Source organism: Faecalitalea cylindroides ATCC 27803 (assembly GCF_000469305.1).
GTDB lineage: Bacteria > Bacillota_I > Bacilli_A > Erysipelotrichales > Erysipelotrichaceae > Faecalitalea > Faecalitalea cylindroides.
Genome location: NZ_KI270960.1, coordinates 18,621 through 42,016, shown reverse-complemented (window position 1 = coordinate 42,016; position 23,396 = coordinate 18,621). Strand labels below are relative to the sequence as shown.

General features: G+C 34.5%; 23 protein-coding genes and 1 pseudogene. 11 read left to right on the top strand and 13 right to left on the bottom strand.

Annotated features, from left to right (window positions below; genetic code table 11):
* Together HMPREF0367_RS01075 and rpoN are read right to left on the bottom strand one after the other, a co-directional pair.
* Positions 1-1,517, bottom strand: a pseudogene (locus HMPREF0367_RS01075) (UvrA family protein); the annotation flags it as partial.
* Between the two features lie 116 nt (positions 1,518-1,633).
* Positions 1,634-2,878, bottom strand: coding sequence for an RNA polymerase factor sigma-54 (gene rpoN, locus HMPREF0367_RS01070; protein WP_035400300.1), 1,245 nt, complete (start codon positions 2,876-2,878; stop codon positions 1,634-1,636).
* 83 nt (positions 2,879-2,961) lie between these two features.
* Here rpoN and HMPREF0367_RS01065 point away from each other — a divergent pair, with 83 nt between their 5' ends.
* From HMPREF0367_RS01065 to HMPREF0367_RS01030, 8 genes are all read left to right on the top strand, one after another.
* On the top strand, positions 2,962-3,582 hold the full coding sequence (locus HMPREF0367_RS01065) for a YitT family protein (protein ID WP_081683602.1): 621 nt from the start codon (positions 2,962-2,964) through the stop codon (positions 3,580-3,582).
* Positions 3,582-4,478: a sugar phosphate isomerase/epimerase family protein gene (locus HMPREF0367_RS01060; RefSeq protein ID WP_035400298.1), complete on the top strand. Its 897-nt coding sequence runs from the start codon at positions 3,582-3,584 to the stop codon at positions 4,476-4,478. The genes HMPREF0367_RS01065 and HMPREF0367_RS01060 overlap by 1 nt, the downstream gene beginning before the upstream one ends.
* 26 nt (positions 4,479-4,504) lie before the next feature.
* Entirely contained in the window at positions 4,505-7,249 is a 2,745-nt protein-coding gene (locus tag HMPREF0367_RS01055; protein WP_169815926.1) for a sigma 54-interacting transcriptional regulator, read from the top strand.
* A 155-nt stretch (positions 7,250-7,404) separates the two neighbouring features.
* Positions 7,405-7,821, top strand: a complete 417-nt coding sequence (locus HMPREF0367_RS01050) for a PTS sugar transporter subunit IIA (RefSeq protein WP_035400295.1) — start codon at positions 7,405-7,407, stop codon at positions 7,819-7,821.
* A 1-nt stretch (position 7,822) separates the two neighbouring features.
* Complete coding sequence (locus tag HMPREF0367_RS01045; RefSeq protein WP_035400293.1) at positions 7,823-8,317, top strand: PTS sugar transporter subunit IIB; 495 nt, start codon at positions 7,823-7,825, stop codon at positions 8,315-8,317.
* Position 8,318: 1 nt separating this feature from the next.
* The gene (locus tag HMPREF0367_RS01040) at positions 8,319-9,098 is read left to right on the top strand and encodes a PTS mannose/fructose/sorbose/N-acetylgalactosamine transporter subunit IIC (RefSeq protein WP_035400290.1); all 780 of its coding nucleotides are present in this window, start codon (positions 8,319-8,321) and stop codon (positions 9,096-9,098) included.
* Positions 9,095-9,937: a PTS system mannose/fructose/sorbose family transporter subunit IID gene (locus HMPREF0367_RS01035; protein WP_051335111.1), complete on the top strand. Its 843-nt coding sequence runs from the start codon at positions 9,095-9,097 to the stop codon at positions 9,935-9,937. The genes HMPREF0367_RS01040 and HMPREF0367_RS01035 overlap by 4 nt, the downstream gene beginning before the upstream one ends.
* Before the next feature lie 63 nt (positions 9,938-10,000).
* Entirely contained in the window at positions 10,001-10,603 is a 603-nt protein-coding gene (locus tag HMPREF0367_RS01030; protein WP_035400287.1) for a hypothetical protein, read from the top strand.
* Between the two features lie 36 nt (positions 10,604-10,639).
* On the opposite strand, the gene HMPREF0367_RS01025 is transcribed toward HMPREF0367_RS01030, so the two are convergent.
* The 5 genes from HMPREF0367_RS01025 to hrcA all read right to left on the bottom strand — a co-directional run bounded on the left by HMPREF0367_RS01025 (position 10,640) and on the right by hrcA (position 15,961).
* Positions 10,640-11,248, bottom strand: coding sequence for a hypothetical protein (locus HMPREF0367_RS01025; RefSeq protein WP_035400285.1), 609 nt, complete (start codon positions 11,246-11,248; stop codon positions 10,640-10,642).
* Between the two features lie 99 nt (positions 11,249-11,347).
* Positions 11,348-12,466 carry a molecular chaperone DnaJ gene (dnaJ, locus tag HMPREF0367_RS01020; protein ID WP_035400284.1) on the bottom strand — a complete coding sequence of 373 codons (1,119 nt, stop codon included), beginning with the start codon at positions 12,464-12,466 and terminating at the stop codon, positions 11,348-11,350.
* Between the two features lie 57 nt (positions 12,467-12,523).
* Positions 12,524-14,335, bottom strand: a complete 1,812-nt coding sequence (gene dnaK, locus HMPREF0367_RS01015; RefSeq protein WP_015535682.1) for a molecular chaperone DnaK — start codon at positions 14,333-14,335, stop codon at positions 12,524-12,526.
* 14 nt (positions 14,336-14,349) lie between these two features.
* Positions 14,350-14,925: a nucleotide exchange factor GrpE gene (grpE, locus tag HMPREF0367_RS01010; protein ID WP_022355322.1), complete on the bottom strand. Its 576-nt coding sequence runs from the start codon at positions 14,923-14,925 to the stop codon at positions 14,350-14,352.
* On the bottom strand, positions 14,918-15,961 hold the full coding sequence (gene hrcA, locus HMPREF0367_RS01005) for a heat-inducible transcriptional repressor HrcA (protein ID WP_035400280.1): 1,044 nt from the start codon (positions 15,959-15,961) through the stop codon (positions 14,918-14,920). Before hrcA ends, grpE begins: the two co-directional genes overlap by 8 nt.
* Positions 15,962-16,099: 138 nt before the next feature.
* On the opposite strand from hrcA, the gene HMPREF0367_RS01000 reads away from it, so the two are divergent.
* Both HMPREF0367_RS01000 and HMPREF0367_RS00995 read left to right on the top strand, forming a co-directional pair.
* Positions 16,100-16,753: an HAD family hydrolase gene (locus HMPREF0367_RS01000; protein ID WP_035400278.1), complete on the top strand. Its 654-nt coding sequence runs from the start codon at positions 16,100-16,102 to the stop codon at positions 16,751-16,753.
* A gap of 19 nt (positions 16,754-16,772) precedes the next feature.
* Positions 16,773-17,534, top strand: a complete 762-nt coding sequence (locus tag HMPREF0367_RS00995) for a purine nucleoside phosphorylase YfiH/LACC1 family protein (RefSeq protein ID WP_035400276.1) — start codon at positions 16,773-16,775, stop codon at positions 17,532-17,534.
* Positions 17,535-17,539: 5 nt separating this feature from the next.
* Here HMPREF0367_RS00995 and HMPREF0367_RS00990 read toward each other — a convergent pair whose 3' ends face one another.
* Complete coding sequence (locus tag HMPREF0367_RS00990) at positions 17,540-17,821, bottom strand: hypothetical protein (protein ID WP_015535686.1); 282 nt, start codon at positions 17,819-17,821, stop codon at positions 17,540-17,542.
* Positions 17,822-17,970: 149 nt separating this feature from the next.
* Here HMPREF0367_RS00990 and HMPREF0367_RS00985 point away from each other — a divergent pair, with 149 nt between their 5' ends.
* Complete coding sequence (locus HMPREF0367_RS00985; protein ID WP_015535687.1) at positions 17,971-18,726, top strand: DeoR/GlpR family DNA-binding transcription regulator; 756 nt, start codon at positions 17,971-17,973, stop codon at positions 18,724-18,726.
* On the opposite strand, the gene HMPREF0367_RS00980 is transcribed toward HMPREF0367_RS00985, so the two are convergent.
* From HMPREF0367_RS00980 to HMPREF0367_RS00960, 5 genes are all read right to left on the bottom strand, one after another.
* On the bottom strand, positions 18,723-19,886 hold the full coding sequence (locus HMPREF0367_RS00980; RefSeq protein WP_035400274.1) for a cation diffusion facilitator family transporter: 1,164 nt from the start codon (positions 19,884-19,886) through the stop codon (positions 18,723-18,725). The genes HMPREF0367_RS00985 and HMPREF0367_RS00980 overlap by 4 nt on opposite strands.
* Positions 19,887-19,950: 64 nt before the next feature.
* Positions 19,951-20,856 (bottom strand): AEC family transporter, encoded by a 906-nt coding sequence (locus HMPREF0367_RS00975; protein ID WP_035400271.1) that lies wholly within the window; start codon positions 20,854-20,856, stop codon positions 19,951-19,953.
* A 160-nt stretch (positions 20,857-21,016) separates the two neighbouring features.
* A complete protein-coding gene (locus tag HMPREF0367_RS00970; protein ID WP_035400269.1) occupies positions 21,017-21,607 on the bottom strand; it encodes a class I SAM-dependent methyltransferase in 591 nt (196 codons plus the stop codon).
* Positions 21,604-22,524, bottom strand: coding sequence for a transketolase family protein (locus HMPREF0367_RS00965; RefSeq protein ID WP_015535690.1), 921 nt, complete (start codon positions 22,522-22,524; stop codon positions 21,604-21,606). The genes HMPREF0367_RS00970 and HMPREF0367_RS00965 overlap by 4 nt, the downstream gene beginning before the upstream one ends.
* A 2-nt stretch (positions 22,525-22,526) precedes the next feature.
* The gene (locus tag HMPREF0367_RS00960; RefSeq protein WP_035400267.1) at positions 22,527-23,342 is read right to left on the bottom strand and encodes a transketolase; all 816 of its coding nucleotides are present in this window, start codon (positions 23,340-23,342) and stop codon (positions 22,527-22,529) included.
* Between the last annotated feature and the right edge of the window lie 54 nt (positions 23,343-23,396).

The window sequence follows — 23,396 nt, the reverse complement described above, 5'->3', positions numbered from 1 at the left end:
CCCGTTAAACGCGAACCAATCTGTGTGGCTAAACGAATACGCTGTGCTTCTCCTCCTGAGAGTGTAGAAGCCAAACGATCTAAAGTTAGATATCCTAACCCTACATGGTTTAAGAAAGAAAGACGATTGCGAATTTCTTTGGTTACTAAATCAGCTATTTTGGCCTGTGTTGGTGTTAACTGCAAATTATCCATGAATTCAAGTGCCTCTTTAACACTCATGCACGTCCATTCATAAATATTTTTACCAGCCACCTGTACGCTTAATGCCTGTTCATTTAATCTGGCTCCATGACATACTGGACATGGTGAATCCGCTAAAAAAGACCCATACCATTCTCTAGACATAGAAGACGTTGTCTCCATATAACGTCTTTCGATCAATGTACAAACCCCTTCAATATATTCAAGCTTTGTGGAAGTATTTCCACTTCTTGATTCAAGTTTATAGGCAATTGGTACATCGGATCCATATAGAAGATAATTTAACTTCTTCTTTGGAATGTCTTTCATAGGCATATCCATATCAATATCATAATACTTGATCAAAGAATGAATTCTTTGCCATTCTAGATTTTCCGTATTAACGATATTCTTATAAAAATGAATTCCTCCCTGACTGATAGATTTATTCCAGTCTGGAATCAATAGATCTAAATCTACTTTCTGCGTAAATCCTAATCCTTTACATTCAGGGCAAGAACCAAAAGGAGCATTAAATGAAAACAGTTTTGGTTCTAATTTAGGTACAGAAAATCCACAGATCTTGCAGGCATAATTGCTGGAAAAAAGGATTTCCTCTTCTTTTGTCAACAAGATTGCCAATCCATCACTTAATTTCAAGGCAGTTTCTAAAGAATCATGAAAACGAGAGCGATTATCCCCTTTTACGATCCTATCCACTACGACATCAATGGAATGTTTTTTGTTCTTTTCTAATTGGTTCACTTCTTCAAGATAAACAATTTCACCATCCAAACGAATACGCACATATCCTTCTTTGATCAATTTTTCAATCAAATCTTTATGTGTTCCCTTTTTACCTGAAATCACCGGGCTTAAGATCGTGCATCGTGTTCCTTCAGGAAGTTCCATGATCTTATCAATCATTTCTTTGATCGTAGATCCCGTGATTGGCTCATGGTGATGTGGGCAATATGGTACTCCGATCCTTGCATACATCAAACGCAAATAATCATAAATTTCCGTAACAGTTCCAACTGTTGAACGAGGATTGTTCGATGTTGTCTTCTGATCAATTGCTATTGCCGGTGATAATCCATCCATCTGATCCACATCTGGTTTTTCACTGTTTCCTAAAAACTGTCTTGCATAGGCTGACAATGATTCCATATATCGGCGCTGTCCTTCAGCATATATCGTATCAAAAGCTAAAGAAGTTTTTCCACTTCCGGAAACTCCGGTCATAATGACCAATTTATCTTTTGGTATCTGTAAATCAATATTTTTAAGGTTATTTTCGCGAGCTCCTTTTATAGTTATATATTTTTCTTCCATAAAGCCTCCTTCAAACCCATGATATTATATCATACTTAATTTAAGAAAGAATGTTTTGCTCATTTAAGTTTTCAGCTAAAAATTATTATGTAAGGCCATAAAATCAACATATCAATTTATTTTTTCTTTCGTCGTGCTGAAGAAGCAATTTTCATATTTTCACGATATTTTGCTACAGTTCTTCTGGAAACCTGGTAATCAAGTTCTCCCAGCTTTACAGAAATACTTTCATCACTTAAAGGATGACAAGGATCTTCTTGTTTTATCAACGTTCGAATAACATCCTGTATTTCTAAGACACTGTCAAGAGCAAGGCCTTTAGGAAAAAAATATTTAAGCGGAATGACCTGATCATTAAATATCAATGATTTCCCTGCAATACAACGACTAACCGTTGATTCATGTATTTTGGAAATATCTGCTATTTGTTTCATAGTACAAGGTTTTAAACCGGTAGAATGTATAAAATAGTTCTGTTGAAATCGACACACTGCATATCCAACTTTAAGAAGTGTTTGATTTCTTTTTTTTATAGCCGAAATAAGATTTAACGCATTACGATTCCATATCCTGTATTCTTTACGATCCATTTTAGGAAAATCTGACAAATATAATCCATACGTCTCATTCATCAACTCCAAATGAATTTCTCCGTTTTCTATATAACAATATAAATCAGGCTTTAAATATGAGGCTGTATTTGAAAATCTGGCTCCCGGCTTAGGATCCAAACTTTTTATCAAGTTAATCGCATCTTGGATAGTGGTCAAAGAAGTTTTCATTTGTTTTGCCAAAAATGATACATGATTAGAAGCTACCTCTTCTAAATGATCACGCACGATATGTCTAGCAATATCAACAACATATCCTTCTTTTGAAGAAAGCTGAATAAGAAGACATTCAGATAAACTTCTTGCAGCAATGCCTCTTGGCTCCATCATCTGCAAAACTTTTATCGTCTCTTCAACATCTGATTCATCATATTGTGGAAAATACTTTAACAATTCTTCGTTTTTGTAGGTTAAATATCCATTCGAATCAAGCATATCCGCAATGAAATATGCTAAATCTGTATGAATCGAATAATTGCACCATCGAATTTGATCATATAGTTCTTCACTCAATGTTTTCTCTTTAACAACATAATTTAACAATAATTCAAAGTTTGTTTCTTCTTTTTGGATATGTCCCGTTTCATAACTCATATCTTGTTCTAAACAAGGATTTGATTCCAATTCATTTTGTATCGCTTCTTGCAATTCCATATTGGATATTTCTAAAATATCTAGTTCATATCGCTGATGATAAGATAAGTTTTGCCTTTGTTTTAATATTTGACGAGAATCTATTTTATGTTTCATAACCTCATTTTATACTTCAAAATAAAATATTTCCATCAAAATTGGCATGTTTCTTGCGTATGTAATAAGTGAGGAGGTATTTTATGAATTCAATTTTCAAGATTATTTTAGGTAACATTTTTATTACCGGTGCATATGCTTTTATTACCGTTCCTAACGGAATCGTCAATGGCGGAATCACTTCGTTTTCCATGATTTTATCGTCTTTTACCGGAATCGGGATTTCTTTTTTTACAAATTGTATAACTATTCTTTTATTGATTTTATGTCTGATTTTTTTAGGAAAAGACTACTTAGCAAAATCCATTCTAAGCAGTGTTTGTTACATGGTATTTTTTTCAATATTCAGCAGTTTGGATATCGGATATATACAGTTTCCAATACTGATTGATGTCCTTTTAGCAAGTATACTAGTTGGCATTGGATATTATTTATGTCTGTCTGCACGTTCTTCAACAGTTGGATTCGATGTTATTGCTTTGATACTGCATCATAAAAATAAAAACATTCAAATTTCAAAAGTAATGCGTTATATTAACTTTATAGTTATTTTATTTGGATTATTTTCTTATGGGATTTACTCAGTGTTATTCGGAATTCTGTTCACATATATTCAAACAGCCGTCATTCATCTATTATTGGAACAAACAAATTTTGCAGAAAATTTACATCGTTTTATGAGAAAGTTTCGGGAGGTACTCTAATGAAAACAGGAATTACAACAGAAGAATTAAGTTATTTATATCCAGACGAATCACAAGCTATTCGAAAATATGCTGAGATAGGTTTTGATGCACTTGACTATAGTTATGACATGTATGCTTATCCGGATTCTGTTTATGCTCAAGACGGATATTTAGATCACGCAAAGAAAATTAAAAAAATTGCTGATGAAAACCATATAATCATTAATCAACTTCATGCCCCTTTATTCCATCATAGAATCGACAAAGAAATGAATGAACAAGAAATCGAAGAAGAAAATTTCTTAAGTAAAATGACTCTACGTAGTTTTGAAGTCGCTCAAATCTTAGACTGCCATTATATTGTCATGCATCCAAGAAAATTTTATCATTATAAAACTAAACAAGAACATCAAGATCTAAGAAAATACAATATTCAAATGTTCCGAAAATTTATACCTTATGCAAAAAAATATAACGTACAAATTGCTATCGAAAATATGTTTGCCTTCAATCCGAACACTCATACAGCTACTGATACATCACTTCGCACAGCTGAAGAGATAGTTTCTTATATTGAAGAATTAGGTGATGAATATTTCGTAGCCTGTTTAGATACAGGCCATGCAAATATAAATGGTCTAGAACCAGCTAAAATGGTTCATGTTCTAGGACGACATCTAAAAGTTTTACATATAAATGATAATTTTACACATATGGACCAACATTTGATTTGTGGACTGGGAACAATAGAATGGGATTTATTCATACAGGCATTAAAAGAAATTTCTTTTAATGGCGTCTTTTCTTTGGAAACAAATGGAATGGTTTCACATTTAGATGCAAGCATGTGTGAAGACTGTGTGCGCTTTGAATACCAAATCATAAAAAAACTACTCAGTAAATTTGATGAATAAACATTAATTGTGTAAGGAGGATGGATATGTTGCGAAAAGAAAAGATCTATCAAATCATCGACGATGATAGCAAACAATTCACATTAGAAGACCTCAAACAAAAAGATGTTGGCATTACTTCTTATCAAATTGCCGATCAACTTCATATTGCTCGAAATAATGCCAGTACAGACCTTAACGAGTTGTGGGAAGAAGGGAAAATCATCAAAATCACAGGAAAAAAGAAATTTGCGTTTTTTTCCCAGAAAATCTTTTCTGAATTAACCGGAATTTGTCTACAAAAGAAAACTGTCTGTCCTACTCTATCCAAACTTATGAGCGATCATTCTATCATTGAAACTACTCAAGATCCATTTTCCAACCTGATAGGAGCAGACAGCAGTTTAAAAAACTCCATAATATCAGCAAAAGCAAGTATTCTTTATCCTGGTGGGACCATGCACACCTTACTTTTAGGAGACAGCGGAGTCGGAAAAAGCTTATTTGCTAAAACAATGTATCAATTCGGTTTAAACGAACATGTATTTCAAGAAGATTCTAAATTCGTTGTTTTTAACTGTGCTGATTATGCCAATAACAGCGAATTATTGCTGAGCCAACTTTTTGGTAGCTTAAAAGGATCTTATACCGGTGCTGAACAAACCAGAGAAGGACTAATTGCCCATGCCAATGGTGGTGTTTTATTTCTCGATGAAATCCATCGACTTCCTCCGGAAGGACAAGAAATGCTATTTTATTTTATTGATACCGGTAAATATCGAATGTTAGGAGAGTCCGGAGTTGAACATCGAGCAAACGTTTCTTTGATCATGGCAACCACAGAGAATCCAGATAATCATTTATTGACAACTTTTTTACGTCGTATCCCCATGATCATAAGAATTCCAAATCTAGAAGAAAAAAGTATTGAAGAAAAGAAAAATCTTGTATTACACTTATACAACTTAGAGGCAATTGCCACACATATTCCTATCATGATCGATAGAGATGCCTTAATGGCACTCGTATTGTATGATCCTCCGGGAAATATTGGACAATTAAAAAACGATATCCGTCTATCCGTTGCAAGAAGTTATCTTGAACAAAAACAGAGTACCTTGGAACAGTTGAATGTCCATGATTATTCTCTGTCACAATTGGTGCAAAACAGTATAGAGCGTCTTGACAGCAAAACTAAAGAAGATTATACAAAATGCTTAATTAAAGATGCTTACTATGTTCCACCTTATCCTTGTCGCTTTAAAGATGATGAAAATATATCCCCTGTGGATTTTTCTCAACCTACACATACAGATATAAAAAGTCAATTTGAGGAATATGTTCAAAAAATAGCTGCTTCATTGGAAGATTCAACGCATCCAGCCTTTATTTTAGATGACGAAATACAAGATATCATGGCATTTACCCATGAATGGATCTTGTATCATATGAACTTACTATTGGAGAGAAGTCAAAATGCTGCTTTTGCATTTTATTTAAAAAGCATACACGAAAATAATAAAAATAGTTTTAATTTTGTAACTAATGACACCTCCGAGGAAATGATTGAAGTTGGGCGAAATTTGATCAAGGAAATTGAAACACGTTTTCATTTTCAAATACCGGATAGTCAAGTTCATATGATTGCCTCGATCCTTCAAACGTTTAAAAACAATGAACCTCGAACATCTAAAATTCATATGTTTGTATTAGCGCACGGAGATTCCTTAGCCACTAATATTGCAGGAGTCGTAAACAATCTATTAAATGGATCATTTTTAATTCCTTTTGATATGTCCTTAACAAAGAATGTAGATGAGATTTTGGATGATCTAATCATAACCATTCAAAAAGAGCCTGATGACGGAGATATCATTTTATTTGTAGATATGGGATCTTTAACCAGCATTGAAGATATATTAAAACAACATATTTCTCAACGTATTTTTGTGGTTCCTACAATTCATACTGTTATTTTGTTAGAATCTGTTCGCAAAGTATCTTATTTAAATTATACGGCTGAAGCTGTATTAAACGATGTAGTTCGCATGACAAAAAAACTAGATCACGCTCTAGAACATCATATAAAAAAATATATCAAACAATATACTGAAAAAGTAATTTATACAATTTGCCATTCCGGGGAGGGAACCGCTCGCTATCTAGAAATGTATTTAAAAAATATCTTAGAAAAAAATAATATTTTCAATATTGACATTATTTCACTTTCTAATGATTCCCCAAAGAAAATAAGAAAGATGATCCAAAACACTTCTCAAAGAAAAGAAGTCCTCTGCATCATCGGAAATATTGATCCCGAAATTGAAGAATATCCATTTATTTCACTTGAAGATATTTTGATGCGTGATGGAGTAACCAAAGTAATTCGTCTATTAGGAGATGAGCACCTTTTACAAGATCAAAAAACAATATATAGTTTTAAAAGAGATATATTTATTGATGTCTCTCTAGAGACTGTGCAAAAATATTTGCTATACCTTGATGCAAAAAAAATTGCTCCCGTTATTCTAGACTTTATTGAAAAAATCGAAAGAGTTCTTCAAAAAAACTGTGATAACAACATACTTATAAAATTGATCATCCACATCTGCTGTATGGTTGAAAGATTGATGTTTGGTGAATACAGCGCCCCAGATGATATAGAAACAAACACATCCGATCTTCTCAATGCCATCATAAAAAACAAAGCAATACTAGAAAACGCATTTCATATTCAGATAACCTTTGGAGAATGCAAATTCATTTCAGAAATATTTCAAAATGAACAATAAGATTCAACAGACAAGATAAAATTGCTCTTGTCTGTTTTTTTATGTCTTACCAACTGTCTTATTCTGTCTTAAAACATTATAATCCAATCATATAAATAAGTTTTTTTAATTTGGCACATAAATTGCGTATATATATGTGAAAGGATGTGAACAACGTGGATCAAAAAATCGGAATCATTATCACAAGCCACGGAGAGTATTGCCTGGGGGCAGTAGACAGCTTGAACATGATCATAGGAAGGAGTGAACATATTCAAACAGTATCGGTAACACCGACACTTAGTGTTCAAGATGTTGAGAAAAAAATGAATCAAGCATATGAGACACTCTGTGCAAACTGCAAAGAAATCATCATTTTTACAGATTTAATTTGTGGCACTCCCAATAATGTTGCCGTAAAACTGATGATGCAAAAAAATAACATCACCGTTATAACCGGATATAACTTAGCAATTTTGATAGAACTCATCAACAAAAGAAATTGTGGTTGTGACGATGTATCTGAATTATTGGATGGAGAAGAGGAAATATTTCAAAATTCAAATCGAATTTTAAAGAAGGAGGGAGCATAAAATGGCTATCGAACTAGTTCGAATCGATGATCGATTGATTCATGGGCAAATCGCAACAACCTGGATCAATGATTTCAATATCGAGCAGGTGCTGATCATCAACGATGACGTAGTAAAAGATTCAATGCAGCAATCTGTAATCGCTATGACAGCCCCGGCAAATGTAAAAGTAAAAGTTTTTGGTGTAGATTCTTTTGTCAACATCTACAAAAAAAATCCTATAAAACGAAGAACCATGATTATCTTAACCAACTCAATTGACGCTTACAAATTAGCTAAAGGCGGTGTTAAGTTTCCTTATTTAAACGTAGGTGGCATGCGTTTTGTAAACGGACGTACTAAAATTGCCAGAGCTGTGTCAGTTACACCTGAAGAAAGACAAGCTTTCAAAGACATTCTTAAATTGGGTATAAACATAAAAATTCAAATGATCCCTCGAGATGAAGTCGTTAATATGGAAGATGTAATTGACAAGAATATGGAAGGAGAGGAATGATATGTTATTACAAGCTTTATTAGTTGCCATATGGGCAGGATTATGTTCACTAGATGACGGAGGTATCCAATTACAAATTCGAAAACCTCTATTAGCAGGAACAGTAACAGGATTGCTGTTAGGTGATCTAGAACAAGGATTGATTATTGGTGGTACTTTGGAATTGATGTGGTTAGGTGTCAATTCTGTAGGTGCATATAATCCACCGGATATTACCGGAGGTGCCATCATTGGAACAGTTGCCGGAATTACAAGCGGTGGTGGAGTTTCTGTGGGTGTAGCTTTTGCAGTACCTGCAGCTACATTGATCTTACAATTGGTCGTTTTGTTACAAACATACTTATCTGTACATATTCATAGAGCAGAAGCAGATGCTAAAACCGGTGATTTTGATAAAGTCAATCGTTGGCATTTGTTAAGTGGATTATTCTTATTTTTAGTTCGTGCTGTACCTTGTTTTATTGCTGTATTTTTGGGAAACACTATACTGCAAGATTTTATTGACTGGCTTCCAGCTTTCATTACCGATGGTTTAACTGTAGCAAGTGGTATGATCCCTGCAGTTGGAATTAGTATGCTTCTAACAATGATGCTTAAAAAGAATATGTGGATGTATCTTGTTGCAGGATTTGCATTTTCTGCATATTTAGAATTACCGATCTTAGGTGTATCTTTAATTGGTTTAGTATTTGCGGGAATTCACGATTACAACTTTGTACAAAATAAAAAAATGGAAGAATCCATCAATTCAATGGAAGTTGAAGGAGGTATCGATCTATGACAACAACTCAAAACAACCAGACAGCTTCATCAAATGAATTTCAGATGACAAATAAAATTTATCGTGAAATGTTTATCCATCATTTAACTTTTCAATGGAGCTGGAACTATGAAAGACAACAAGCTGCCGGATGTCTTTATACAATGTCTCCTGTATTAAAAAGACTTTATAAAGATGCTTCCGTTGAAGTCAGAGAAAAAACAATTAAGCGCTACTTAGAATTCTTTAACACGCACGCTACTTTAGCTCCATTATTATTTGGTCTATTGGCTGCATTAGAAGTATCTACACCAGAAAACGAAAAAGATAACTTAACTTCAATTAAAACAGGTTTAATGGGACCAATAGCCGGATTGGGTGACGGACTGTTTTGGTTTACCATTTGGCCAATTTGTGCCAGCATTGGGGCATCTATGGCTGTAACAGGAAATGTTTTTGGTGCTATTTTCACATTTGTAGTCTTCAATATCATTAATCAAGGTGTAAAATGGTTCGGATTCCGTATCGGATATACCAAAGGTATGGATATCATTAACTCTGGAAAAAGTGATGAAATCATTCAAAGAATCTCTGGAGCCGCTACTGTACTAGGTTTATTTGTTGCAGGATGTCTAGTTTCCACTACTGTCAGCTTAACAATTCCTTTAGAATTTACAAGTGGAGAGGGTTCTATTGTAATTCAGGATCTAATTGATCAAATCATGCCAAAACTTTTATCTGTTTTATTAACAGCATTCTGCTACTGGAGATTAAAAAAGACAAACGGAAAAGAAACAGTACGTCTGATTTTTGGTATTATGATTGTCGCAATCGTTTTAACATATTTTGGAATTCTTTAATAATTTTATTGTAACCTTGGGAACATATCCTGAGGTTACTTTCAAATAAAGGAGAATAGTTTTATGAGCTATACAAGCATAACTATAATAATATTGATTGGTATATTTCTTGTATTTTATATACTGTTGATTATCGTAAAAAGTAAAATTCAGAAAACATTAATCACATTTTTAAAAAATCACGACTTTTATAGATTTGACACATTAATTTCAAAATCAATTGTGAAAGCTTTATTCCCTCCCTACAATCTAGAATATCTAATATTAAATCGCTATTTGTTAGAAGACAACAAAGCTAAAGTTGATAAACAATTTGAAAAATTATTGCGTGCCTCCAAAAAAAGTCAAAAAAAAGATATCTTCTTAAAAGCCTTTGAATATTACGCTTTTAATTCAGACAAGAAAAAAGCAGCTAGATATTATAATGAACTAAATAAATTACAAGATCCAAAATTGACCAAATACACAGATCTTATTTACGATATATTTATTTTAGATAAGCCAAATCATATTGAAGAATTGGAAAACGATTTTGAAACTCTGCATCCAAATCAACAAAAATTTTATGCACAACTTTTACTAACGCAATATAAATTAAAAGGGAATAAAGCTAAACAAATTTATTATGAAGATTTTTTAAAAAACAACTCATTCTCTATTCTTTAAAACATTAAATCAATAAGAAAGGATAGGCTTTTCTGCCTATCCTTTTTCACCTTCAACCAATGATTTTGAAACATTCTTATAATATTGAGCTTTTTCTTCATTCCCTTTATTTTTATATTGCACACTTAATAAATAGGCATTTGTTGCCCTTTGCATAACTGGTTGTTTATCAAAATCTTTCTCAAGTTCCTTAATATGATTTGATTTTTTTAAGATCATGATATCGTACATCATATTAGCGTATTTCAACATTTTTTCATCATCAAGTTTTTCGATTTCTTTAATGATCTGATCGCATTTTTCTTGATTTTCATCATATACATAATATTCAAAAGCTTTACCTAAAATATCTATTTTGGCATTCTTATCTTTTGCCATAGGGATTAATTTATCAAATGTCGCATCAATTTTTTCTTTACGATCCTGCATGATCAATGCGTTCAAACGAACATATTCTCGATTATACTCTGGAAAAATCGATTTGGTATAAAAAGAATCAATCTTTTTATATAACGTATCAAATTCATTATTCTGTAAAAGATACATGAATTGTTTTTGTTTGGAATTACGTAAAAACTGTAGGACAAACGATATTAACACCGCTACAAAAACGATAATACCGATCAAAACTAATATATTTCTCATAACAAACCCCTTTTCGCAAACATATTATCATAAAAGATTTAATTGTACAAAGCTATCGTTGTTTATATTTAAGGGCATCCTAAATGGATGCCCTTGTTCTTATTTAAATGCTCTTTTAAATCTTTCAAATGGCGAATCGGATTGTCCGCTCTTTAACTGTTCATACAATTCACGCTCTTTGCGAGAAAGTTTCTTTGGAATTTCAACAGCTACTTCAACATATTCATCTCCTTGACCGGAACGAGATTTAACACCTTTTCCTTTCAATCTGAATTTTGTGTTTGGCTGTGTTCCTTCTGGAATTTTCAAATCAATATCTCCATATACCGTAGGCACTTGAACTGTACATCCTATCGTCGCATCAATTGCACTGATTGGAACTTTAATATGAATATCGTTGTTTTCACGTTTGAATGTTGGATGTGGATTTACGATAATTTCGATATATAAATCGCCATTTGGTCCACCATTTGTTCCTCTTTCACCTTTTTGCGCAATACGAATCTGCTGTCCAGTTTGAATACCTGCAGGAATTTTGATATCCAGTTTAACTCGTTTATGTTCATATCCTTTTCCATGACATACATGACAAGAACGAGATACTTTCTTACCTGTTCCATGACAATCAGGACACACAGACTGTTGTTGGATCACACCAAAAGGTGTTCGCTGCTGGCTCATAACATATCCTGAACCATGACATGTAGGACATGTCTGAATATCACTTGGACTTTCTGCTCCACTTCCATTACAGTGTTTACATGTTTCATCGACTTCTAATGAAATCGTTTCTGTTTTACCAAAGATCGCATCCATAAAATCGATACGCATCTGCATATAGCGATCCTGTCCCTGGCGTGGCTGATTGCTTTGACGGCGAGATGAGCCACCAAAACCTGAACCAAATCCTCCACCAAAGAATGATCCAAAGATATCGCCTAAATCACCAAAATCGGTAAATCCCCCCTGGAATCCACCTTGGTTAAAAGCTCCATCCATTCCGGCATGACCGAATTGATCATATGTCTGGCGCTTTTGTTCATCACTTAAGACTTCATATGCCTCATTGATTTCTTTGAATTTATCTTCGGCTCCAGGATCTTTATTGACATCGGGATGGTATTTCATCGCAAGTTTTCGATATGCTTTTTTTATTTCATCGGGCGTTGCGTTTTTAGAAACTCCCAGGACCTCATAATAATCTCTTTTTTCGGCCATGATCCTTCCTCCTTCTACACATGTGAAAGTTCTAGCGCGGGCTAGAACTTTGTTTTATTAATGTTTTTCAGTGAATTCTCCGTCAACTACATCATCATTTGCATGTGTTGTGTTATCTTGTGATGCACCTTGTGACTGAGCTTGTTGTTGATACATCTGCTGACCAGCTGCCTGAGCTGCTTTTTCTAACATGTCAAGTTTAGATTTAACCTCATCCATGTTATTTTCGTCAAGGGCTTTTTGAAGGTCATCTCTTAATTTCTTAGTTTCTTCAGCTTGTTTTGGATCAATTTTATCTTTGTTATCTTCTAACATTGCATCGATTTGAGAAATGAAACCTTCAGCTTTGTTACGTAAATCAATTTCTTCTTTACGTTTTTCATCTTCAGCTTTATGATCTTCAGCTTCACGAACCATACGATCAATTTCTTCATCACTCAATCCACTTGAGTTCTGGATCGTAATAGACTGTTCTTTTCCAGTGCCTTTATCTTTAGCACTTACGTGTACGATACCGTTGGCATCAATATCAAATGTTACTTCGATTTGAGGAACACCACGACGAGCTGGTGCAATTCCTGTTAACTGGAAGTTACCTAATTCTTTGTTGTCAGCTGCCATTGGACGTTCACCTTGCAATACACGGATATCTACAGCCGGCTGATTATCTGCAGCTGTTGAGAAGATCTGTGATTTACTTGTTGGGATCGTTGTATTACGTGGAATCAATACTGTCATGACACCACCCATAGTTTCAATACCTAATGATAGAGGGGTAACATCAAGCAACAATACATCTTTTACATCACCAGAGATGACACCACCCTGGATTGCTGCACCCATAGCAACTGCTTCATCTGGGTTAACTGAGTGACTAGGTTCTTTTCCTAATGCCTTACGAACAGCTTCCTGAACAGCAGGGATACGAGTTGAACCACCAACTAACAATACTTGATCAATATCAGATTTAGATAATTTAGCATCTCTTAACGCATTTTCGATTGGCAATAATGTACGTTCTACTAGTGAACGAGTCATATCATCAAATTTAGCACGAGTTAATGTTGTATCGAAGTGAAGAGGACCAGCAGGACCAGCAGAGATAAATGGTAAGCTGATCTGCGTCTGCATAACTCCACTCAAATCTTTTTTAGCTTTTTCAGCTGCTTCTTTTAAACGCTGCATAGCCATTGGATCAGCTGTTAAGTTGATTCCGTTTTCTTTCTTGAATGTATCAACCATCCAGTCAACCAATACATTATCGAAGTCATCTCCACCTAAGTGGGTATCACCATTTGTAGATAATACTTCAAATGTACCATCGGCTAGATCCAAGATACTAACATCGAATGTTCCACCACCTAAGTCGTAGATCAATACTTTCTGTTCTTTTTCTGTTTTATCAATACCATAAGCCAATGCAGCAGCTGTTGGTTCGTTGATGATACGTTCTACATCAAGACCAGCGATCTTACCTGCATCTTTTGTAGCCTGACGCTGAGCATCATTGAAGTAAGCAGGTACTGTGATAACAGCTTTTGTAACTTTTTCTCCAAGATAGTCTTCTGCATACGATTTCAAATATTGAAGAATCATTGCGGAAATTTCCTGTGGTGTATACTGTTTTCCTTCTGCTTCTACTTTTTGATTTGTTCCCATCAAACGTTTGATAGAACTAATCGTGTTTTTATTTGTTACTGCCTGACGTTTTGCCGCATCACCGATGATACGTTCACCATTTTTAAATGCAACCACACTTGGTGTAGTACGGTTTCCTTCTGGGTTAGGAATTACTTTTGAATCCTTACCTTCCATTACGGCAACACAGCTGTTTGTTGTTCCTAAGTCAATACCAATAATTTTAGACATATTCTTTTCCTCCTTTATTCACTAACTTTGACCAATGCTGGTCTTAAGATTCGATCTTTTAACATATATCCTTTTTGTAAGACCTCAATAACGATACCTGGTTCGACGCCTTCTTTTGCTTCCTGCATTAAAGCCTGCATCGTATTGTGGTCAAAAGGTTTATTTAAAGCTTCAATTGGCTTTACACCTTCATTTTCCAAAACGCCTACAAGTTGTTTATGAATCATTTCAAAACCTTTGACATAATTCTTGATAGCTTCATCTTCAGATTCAACTTTTAACGCCAATTCCATAGAATCTAGAATTGGAAGAATTTCCAAACCTGCCTGCTGGAAACGATATTTCTTTGCGGTATCCGCTTCTTTTTGAAGACGTTTCTTCATATTTTCTGTATCTGCATAGGCTCTCGCCACATCATTTTTTGCCTTATCAAGTTGTACCAAAAGCCCCTGAATGATTTCTTCCTGTGTAGGTTCTTTTGTTTCTTCTTTTTCGACTTTTTCCTTCGTCGCTTCTTCTTTTACTTCTTCTTTTGTTTCAGGCTCTACCTTCTTTTCTTCTTTTTTATCTTTTTTATCTTTTTTACTCACCGTCTTTACCTCCTTTACCGTTACCAAAAACATCTTCGATAACGTTTGACATGTAATCCATCAAGGCTACGACTTTTGAATACTGCATTCGATTAGGGCCAACGACCATAAGTTGTCCTTCTTCTTCATTGTTGTAATGGAACTTTGTCGTTACGACTGAACAGTCCCCGATCTGGATAAGTTCATTTCGTGTACCAATTTGTACTGCTACATTATCCGCCTGGTCTGTCCATTGATGGAAAAGTCTACCATTATCCAGAACCTTCATAAGTTCTTTTAAACGATTGATATCGCTGAATTCTGGTTGACCCAGCATGTTATCTCGCCCTGACACCGCAACCTTCTCTGTAGCAAAGCGCATAAACGCTGTGACAAAAGCCTCAAACAAAACTTCATGTCGAACAAGTTTTGCAGCCATCATTGGTTCGATCTCACTCATCTTGTCAACAACATCACATATTGGTGTACCAACCAACTGATCATTTAATAAATCTGTACAGTTTTTAATATCTTCAACCGATACATCCTGTTCAAACTGGAACATCTTATTTTCCGTATGTCCTTGATTAGTCACAAAGATCGCAACAGCATTCTTTGAATTGATTGGAATCACTTGAATATGCTGTAGAGCTTGATGTCTAGCATCTGGGCCTAATACGATACTTGTCAAATTGGTCATATGACTTAAGATATCGCAACTTTTCTCAACCACTTCATCCAGTGAATAATGTCTTTCTCTAAAAACTTGCTGGAGCGAATTTCTTGTTGAGACATCCAAATGTGTTTCCATCAAATGTTCTACATAGAACCGATATCCTTTTTGACTTGGGATACGACCACTAGAGGTGTGCGTCTTTTCCAACAATCCCGCTTTTTCAAGGACTGCCATTTCATTACGAATCGTGGCACTCGATACAGGGAAATCTAATAACTGCATCAGCGTCTTTGATCCAACGGGTTCAGCCACTCTGGTAAACTCCTCAACGATGGTTTTAAAAATAATTTTTTGACGTTGCGTTAGTTTACTTTCCGGCATATTAAGACTCCTTTCTAGCATTCTTACTCCATGTCTGCTAATAGTATACCACACTTTTTAGCAGTGGCAAGCTTAAAGTGCTAGAAAGTTGCACTTTCTTAAGTTTTTTATTTATATTTTCATTGTTATAATAAGAATATGAAAAAAATATTAACATTTGACTGCTATGGAACTTTATTAGATACTTCAAGTCTTTATGATCTTATTGAAAATATCGCCAAAACAAACAACCTTTCCTCTATAGAAACAATCCATATTTTTTCAAGCTATGAAGATCGTTTAATGTATGGAGAACCATTCATATCCTATGAACAATTGATCAAAAATGTCCTAAGCTATTGTGACATGGAACTAAAGACTTCACTTTTTTCAAATTATTACGATGCAATCATGAAGGCACACCAAGAGTTTCCTGTTTTTGATGATGTCATGCCTTGTTTAACATCATTAAAAGAAAAAGGATATGAATTAGCTTTAATGTCCAATACAACAAACTCCTTAATGAAATACCATCTTCTAAAGATGAATAATATCTTTGATTATGTTCTGACCAGCGATGAAACCAAATGCTATAAACCAAACCTTGAATTCTTTCGATTGGCCGAAATAAAATTTGATCTTATAAACAAGGATCACACTCATATTGCGAAAGGATATTGGTGGGATATCGTACCAGCTGCTAAGATGAACTGGAATAAGATTTGGATCGATCGCAGCCATATAAAGGCAGGAAGAAACAATGAAAAGCCTTATACGATCATACCCAATCTAACAAAACTAACTTTATTATAGAAATAGAAAAGAGGTCATTATGAAACAAATCACATATGTCAATAATTCTATCGTACTTGGAGCAACCACCTTAAAAGATACATCTGTCCCTGAAAATAATAATATGGCTCTTCATGTCTGTTTAGATCCTGAAAAAGTTATGATAAATCGTTATCAATTAAGCCAGGAGTTAAATCAGCCTTTATCCAATTGGGCACTGCCTTGGCAAAAACATACAGCCAACATTTATGAAGTAACACAAAAAGATAAACAAAAAGGAGCTTTCGATAAAGATACAAGCATAATGAATGTAGATGCAGTATATACTTGCGAAAAAAACATTCTTATCGGTGTATTTACCGCAGATTGTGTTGGCATCTTTTTAGTCGATGAAACAAAGCCTAGTATCTGCTGCATACACTCTGGTTGGAAAGGGACCGTTCAAGCTATTACAGATAAGTGCGTCAAAGAACTCATTCAAAACAAAATAATTAATCCTAAAACCACGAAAGCTTTCTTCTCCCCAAGCATTTTATTTGATTCTTTAGAAGTTGGCATGGAAGTCATCGATCAAATTAAACAACTAAATTTTGATGTGGAACCTTTTATTCGTTATATGCCAAATCAAAAGGCGTTTATCGATAATCAAGGTTTAAATATTCAAATGTTATTAAATAATGGATTAAACATTGATAATATCTATCCTTCAAAACTCGACACAAAAAAAGAGCTGAATGATTGTTTCAGCTTTAGAAATGACAAAAAAACCGGTGAACATTTCACTTATGGTTATATAAAATAATCCGATCAATTGATCGGATTTATATCACGCAAGTAGTTATCAAGATTTATCTTTCGATACAAATCTTTATGCACATCATAGAAGCTGATTTTATCAAAATCTTCCTGTTTATTTGGTGCCGGAACAAAACGGTCCAGATAGTAAAGATTATGCGAATCCGAACACATATAAATTAGACCGGCAATCCCAGAATCAAGGACGTAAACTCTGGCATAAACAGATAATTGTTCTTTTTGAAGTATTTTTATAAATTCTTCCGGTTCTAAATGGACAACTTTATTGCACATAACCTTTACCTCCTTTGGACACTTTGATTATCGTTTTAACATCAATAAACCACAATATTATTTTTGAAATTAAATAAATTCAAAAGATATTTTTTTGGTATAATGAAATTAATTGATATAAATATTTTTTATTCAAAAAAGGAGATATTATGACAAAGAAAAAAGAAGCTCGTCAAATTCGTATTCAAAAGATTCTTCTTGAACGCACCAAAGTCAAGATTTCAGATTTAGCCAAAGAGTTAAATGTTACTCCAGAAACTTTACGAAATGATTTAAATGAAATGGAAAACTTATCTTTATTGGTGCGAGAGCATGGATATGCACGTGTGATTTCCTCTTCGTTTGAAACCCCTTTGACCATGCGAAACAGAGAAAATCCAGAAGATAAACGCCGTATAACTTTTAGAGCCTTTCAGGAAATTAAAGATGGACAAATCGTCTATCTGGATTCTGGAAGCACAGTATTGCTTGGTGCTAATGCATTACAGATGAAAAAGGATATTACCGTTGTCACCAACTCGATTCCTTTATTAACGCATTGTATCGCAATGAACATCAATACGATCGTATGTGGCGGTTTTCTCTTTAATACTGGAGCTAGAACATATGGTCATTTTGCCGCAAATATTATTGATCACTTGCATATCGATGTTGCGATCATGGGAACCGATGGAATTTTGGATTCCAATGGATTTACAACGATGAATTCTAACGAATTAAGTCTGAAACGTCATGTAATGAACCAAACAAAAAAACTTATTGCCGTTTGCGATGGCAGTAAGTTTTATACATCCGCTCCATATATATTTTGTAAGTTTAAAGAATTTGATATGTTGATCACAAATAAGCTAACTGATGAACAACGTAAAATGGTTCAAGATATAAAAGAAGTTGTTGAAGTTTAGGCAAATGGATGATCAAGCGTCATCACAAGATACACTTTCCTATCCGAAGAAAGATGATTTAAGATTTCTTCTTTGATTTGATCTTCATTTCGTTTTTCCTCATACGGAATAACCAAGTCAAAAACTAAATTCACATGCGTTGGCCCGGATACGATCCTAAAATCATGAAATTGCCAGGAAGGTTCAATTTCTTTGATTGCACAGGCCAGCTTTTCTTTATATTGGTCGGTTAATGGATCGTTTACTTTCACAGGATCCATATGTAAAGACATTTCTACATTAAATTTACTTTTAATCTCTTTTTCTACATTATCGATATGATCATGCACATCAAAGATATCACAATCTGAATCCACTTCCACATGCGCACTGGCAAACAACTTGTTAGGTCCATAATTATGAATGATCAAATCGTGAACACCTAAAACTCTTTTATCTGTCATCATTTCTTTAACAATATCATCTACAAGTGTTTTATCTGGTGCCTCCCCCAATAGAGAATTTACGACTTCTTTGATCAATCCATAAGCATTATACAAAATGATTGCCGATACGATTACACCCATATATCCATCTAAATTAAAGCCGATAAACGGAGAAATCACTGTAGATACTAAGACCGCACTTGTTCCTATCACATCTGATATAGAGTCTAGAGCTGTAGCCTCTAACATTGTTGATTCATATTTTTTTGATAACGATTTATTATAAAGATACATCCATAACTTCACTAAAATAGAAATAATAAGAATAAATACTGTTACAAGTCTAAAATCAATAGTATCTGGAGATAAGATCTTTCCAAAGCTTTCTTTTGCCATTTCGATCCCCAAAAATCCGATCATCAACCCAACAAACAAAGAAGCAATTGTTTCTGTTCTCTCGTGTCCAAAAGGATGATCTTTGTCAGCTGGCTTATTAGACAGGTAAAAAGAGAAGATAGCGATGATATTGGATCCTGCATCTGTCAAGTTATTAATAGCGTCTGCCTGAATAGAAACAGAATTCACGATAATTCCTATTACAAACTTAATTCCAAATAAAAAGACATTACACAAGATCCCTATCCATCCGCATAAACGTCCAACAGCACTTCTTACATCTGGATTCTTGGTATCTTCCGAATTTTTTACAAATCTTCTAACTATTAAATTAATCATATTGAGAGTATAACATTATCGGGTTTTTAACTCAATGGCATCTAGGTAGTAAAAACTTACTCTATCAACCACCTAGAAGCATGCTTAATAACGGTAAAGTAAATAGCGAAAACAGAGTAGAAACAAAAACCAGCTTTGATGAAAATACGGGATCTTTATCATATGTTTGAGCAAGCATTGCGGTTGTACTTGCAGCTGGCATTCCTGATAAAAGAACACATACATTGGCAACAAGTATATCTATATTCAAAAAACGTACAATTCCCAACAAAACTAAAGGTAATACAATTAGACGAATCATGCTATAAAATAGCGTGGTCTTGTCAAACACATCATCTACATTAACATCACTCAATATACCTCCAATAGCAATCATGCTTAATGCTGTATTACAGCTGGCAATAGCTCCAATCGTATCATCCAATGCTTCCGGTAATACGAATCCAAACATACGACCTATCATCAAAAGTACACCTATAAAAATGGCAATAATACAAGGATGAAATAAGACATTTTTGATCAAATCTTGTTTACGACTTGTCGTATATAAAGATAAACCATAAGACCACATACATACTCTTTGCGGAATCAAAAAAATTGATGCATATAACAAACCGATATCTCCAAATACACCCTGTGCTAATGGCATCCCCATAAATCCTGCATTAGAGACCATTGTGCCATACTGCAAATTGATTCTTCGCGCCAGTGATTGATTTTTCCAAAGAAAACAGTTAAAGAGCCAATATACAAATTGTGTCATAACAGATACCAAAAACACCATGATACAGGACACAATCAAATCATGATCTACATCTATTTCAAAAGATTGTATGATAGAACATGGCAAAACGATCGTCAATACGATCTTAGTTAATTGTTTTCTTGTTAAAGAACTCATTAATCCAGTCTTAGACAAAACAAGTCCAACAACGATCAGTAAAAAAATTTCAATTTGTAAATTTATCATGTGATCTCCTTTTGAACTTATTCTACTCTTTTGTCCAAGTGAATAAAATAATAAAATGTATGACCTTTTCAAAAATCTTAATCTAAGCAGGAGAATAGCAAAATATATATAACTCAAACAATAAACTTATATTATTAAAAAATTGACAAATAAAAAGACACTAGCGTGTCTTCGTTATTTTCATGATCCAATAACCTTTATCACGGGCAACCCTTTCTACATTTGCCTGTTTTTCTTCAAAATAATTAACGGCACTTTGCGCTCCATGTTGTTTGCGCATGACGATCCATAATCTTCCATCCTCATTTAAATGTTCTAAACATTGATCAAACAAGGAATAAATCACTTTCTTTCCCGTGCGTATTGGCGGATTTAAGAGGATACACTCAAAATTGCCCTCTTTGATTCCATCATCATTTTTCAAAGTGGCCTGAATCGAATGTCTTTCAAGATTCTTTTTTGCAAGTTCACATGCTCTTGCATTGATATCGATCATTGTCATGTTTGTTTTCCAAAAAGAGGAAAGTACAATTCCAATAACACCGATACCACATCCTAAATCTAATACTGTTTCAGGGTTGGATTCATATTCTAATACAGTATTTAATAAGATCTTTGTTCCTTCATCCAGCTTATCTTTTGAAAAAACGCCTTGATTCGATTCAAATTCAAATTTCTTTTCTTTTATTTGAAAAGAGAAAGTAAAAGGCTGATCTTTTACTTTCTCATCGTTTATAAAATAGTGACTCATAGATTATTCTTAACTACATTTACGATAGACTGTGGGTCTAAACCGTATGCTTCAAACAATTCTTTTGGCTTTCCGCTTTCACCAAAAACATCTTGAACTCCAACACGAGCCAATTTGCATGGGCATCCAGCTTCAGCCATTACTTCGGCAACAGCACTTCCTAATCCACCAATAATAGAATGTTCTTCACAAGTAACGATCAAATCATGACTGTTTGCCAATTCTACGATCAATTCTTTATCGATTGGTTTGATCGTATGAATATTTACAACAGTTGGTTCAAAGTCTAAAAGTTCACTTGCTTTTAAAGATTCCTGAACCATGCTTCCTGTAGCCACCAAAGCAACTTTAGTTCCTTCTTTTAATACGACACCTTTTCCTAATTCGAATTGGTATCCCTCAGGAGTTACTTCTTCAACACCACTTCTTCCAAGTCTTACATAACATGGACCATCATGGTAAGCAATAGAACGAACAGCCTGTTTTGCCTCGTTATAATCACAAGGAACAACAACAGTCATACCAGGAATACCACGCATTAAGTTAATATCTTCAATACATTGGTGACTTGCACCATCTTCACCAACACTAATGCCTGCATGAGATGCACAAACTTTAACATTTAATCTAGGATAACCAATACTGTTACGAATTTGTTCAAATCCACGTCCAGTTGCAAACATTGCGAATGTTGAGGCAAATGCAATTTTTCCACTTGCAGCCAAACCTGCAGCAACAGACATCATATTCCCTTCTGCGATTCCCATATCAAAATGACGAGATGGGTCTACCTTTTTAGCTTCACCACTCTTTGTACTTCCTGCTAAGTCTGCATCAAGTACAACGATATTTTCATCTTCCTGTAATAGTTCTTTTAACGCATCTCCATATGCGATACGAGTTGCGATACTAGCCATAATTAACAAGCCTCCAATTCTTTGATTGCTGCATGATACTGTTCTTCATTAGGGGCAACACCATGCCATCCAGCCTGATTTTCCATGAAGGATACACCTTTTCCTTTGATCGTTTTCGCAATGATCACAGTTGGTTGTCCTTTTGTTTCTCTAGCTTCTTTAAATGCAGCTCGAATCTGGTCAAAATCATGACCATCAATTTCGATTACATGACAATTGAATGCCTTCATTTTCTCATTTAAAGGATAAATACTCATAACATCTTCCACTTTACCATCAATCTGTAAGTTGTTGTTATCGATGATAATGCATAAGTTGTCAAGTTTATGATGAGCAGCTGCCATAATCGCTTCCCAAACTTGACCTTCCTGACATTCCCCATCCCCACATAATGTATAGATACGGTGGTCATTTTTATCTAATTTATTAGCAAGAGCCATGCCTACAGCACAAGAGATTCCCTGACCTAAAGATCCTGTGGACATATCAACCCCTGGAAGTGCACGCATACTTGGATGTCCTTGAAGTCTAGAACCTAAACGACGGAATGTCTTCAGTTCCTCCTTTTCGATCCAACCTTTTTCCGCAAATGCAGCATATAAAGCAGGACTCGCATGTCCTTTGCTTAATACAAATCGATCACGATCAATTGAATTTAGATTATCTTCATTGATATCCAATTCCTCGAAATATAGGCTCGTAATGATATCTGCTGCGCCCAAACTTCCTCCTGGGTGTCCGCTTTGTGCATAAAAAACTTCTGTTACAATACTCTTACGAATGCTGTTCGCATGTTTTTCCAGCTCAATGTTTTTCATTCTCGATCTCCTTTTCGCTTATCCATTATAACAAATTTTTTCTTACGTTGTACA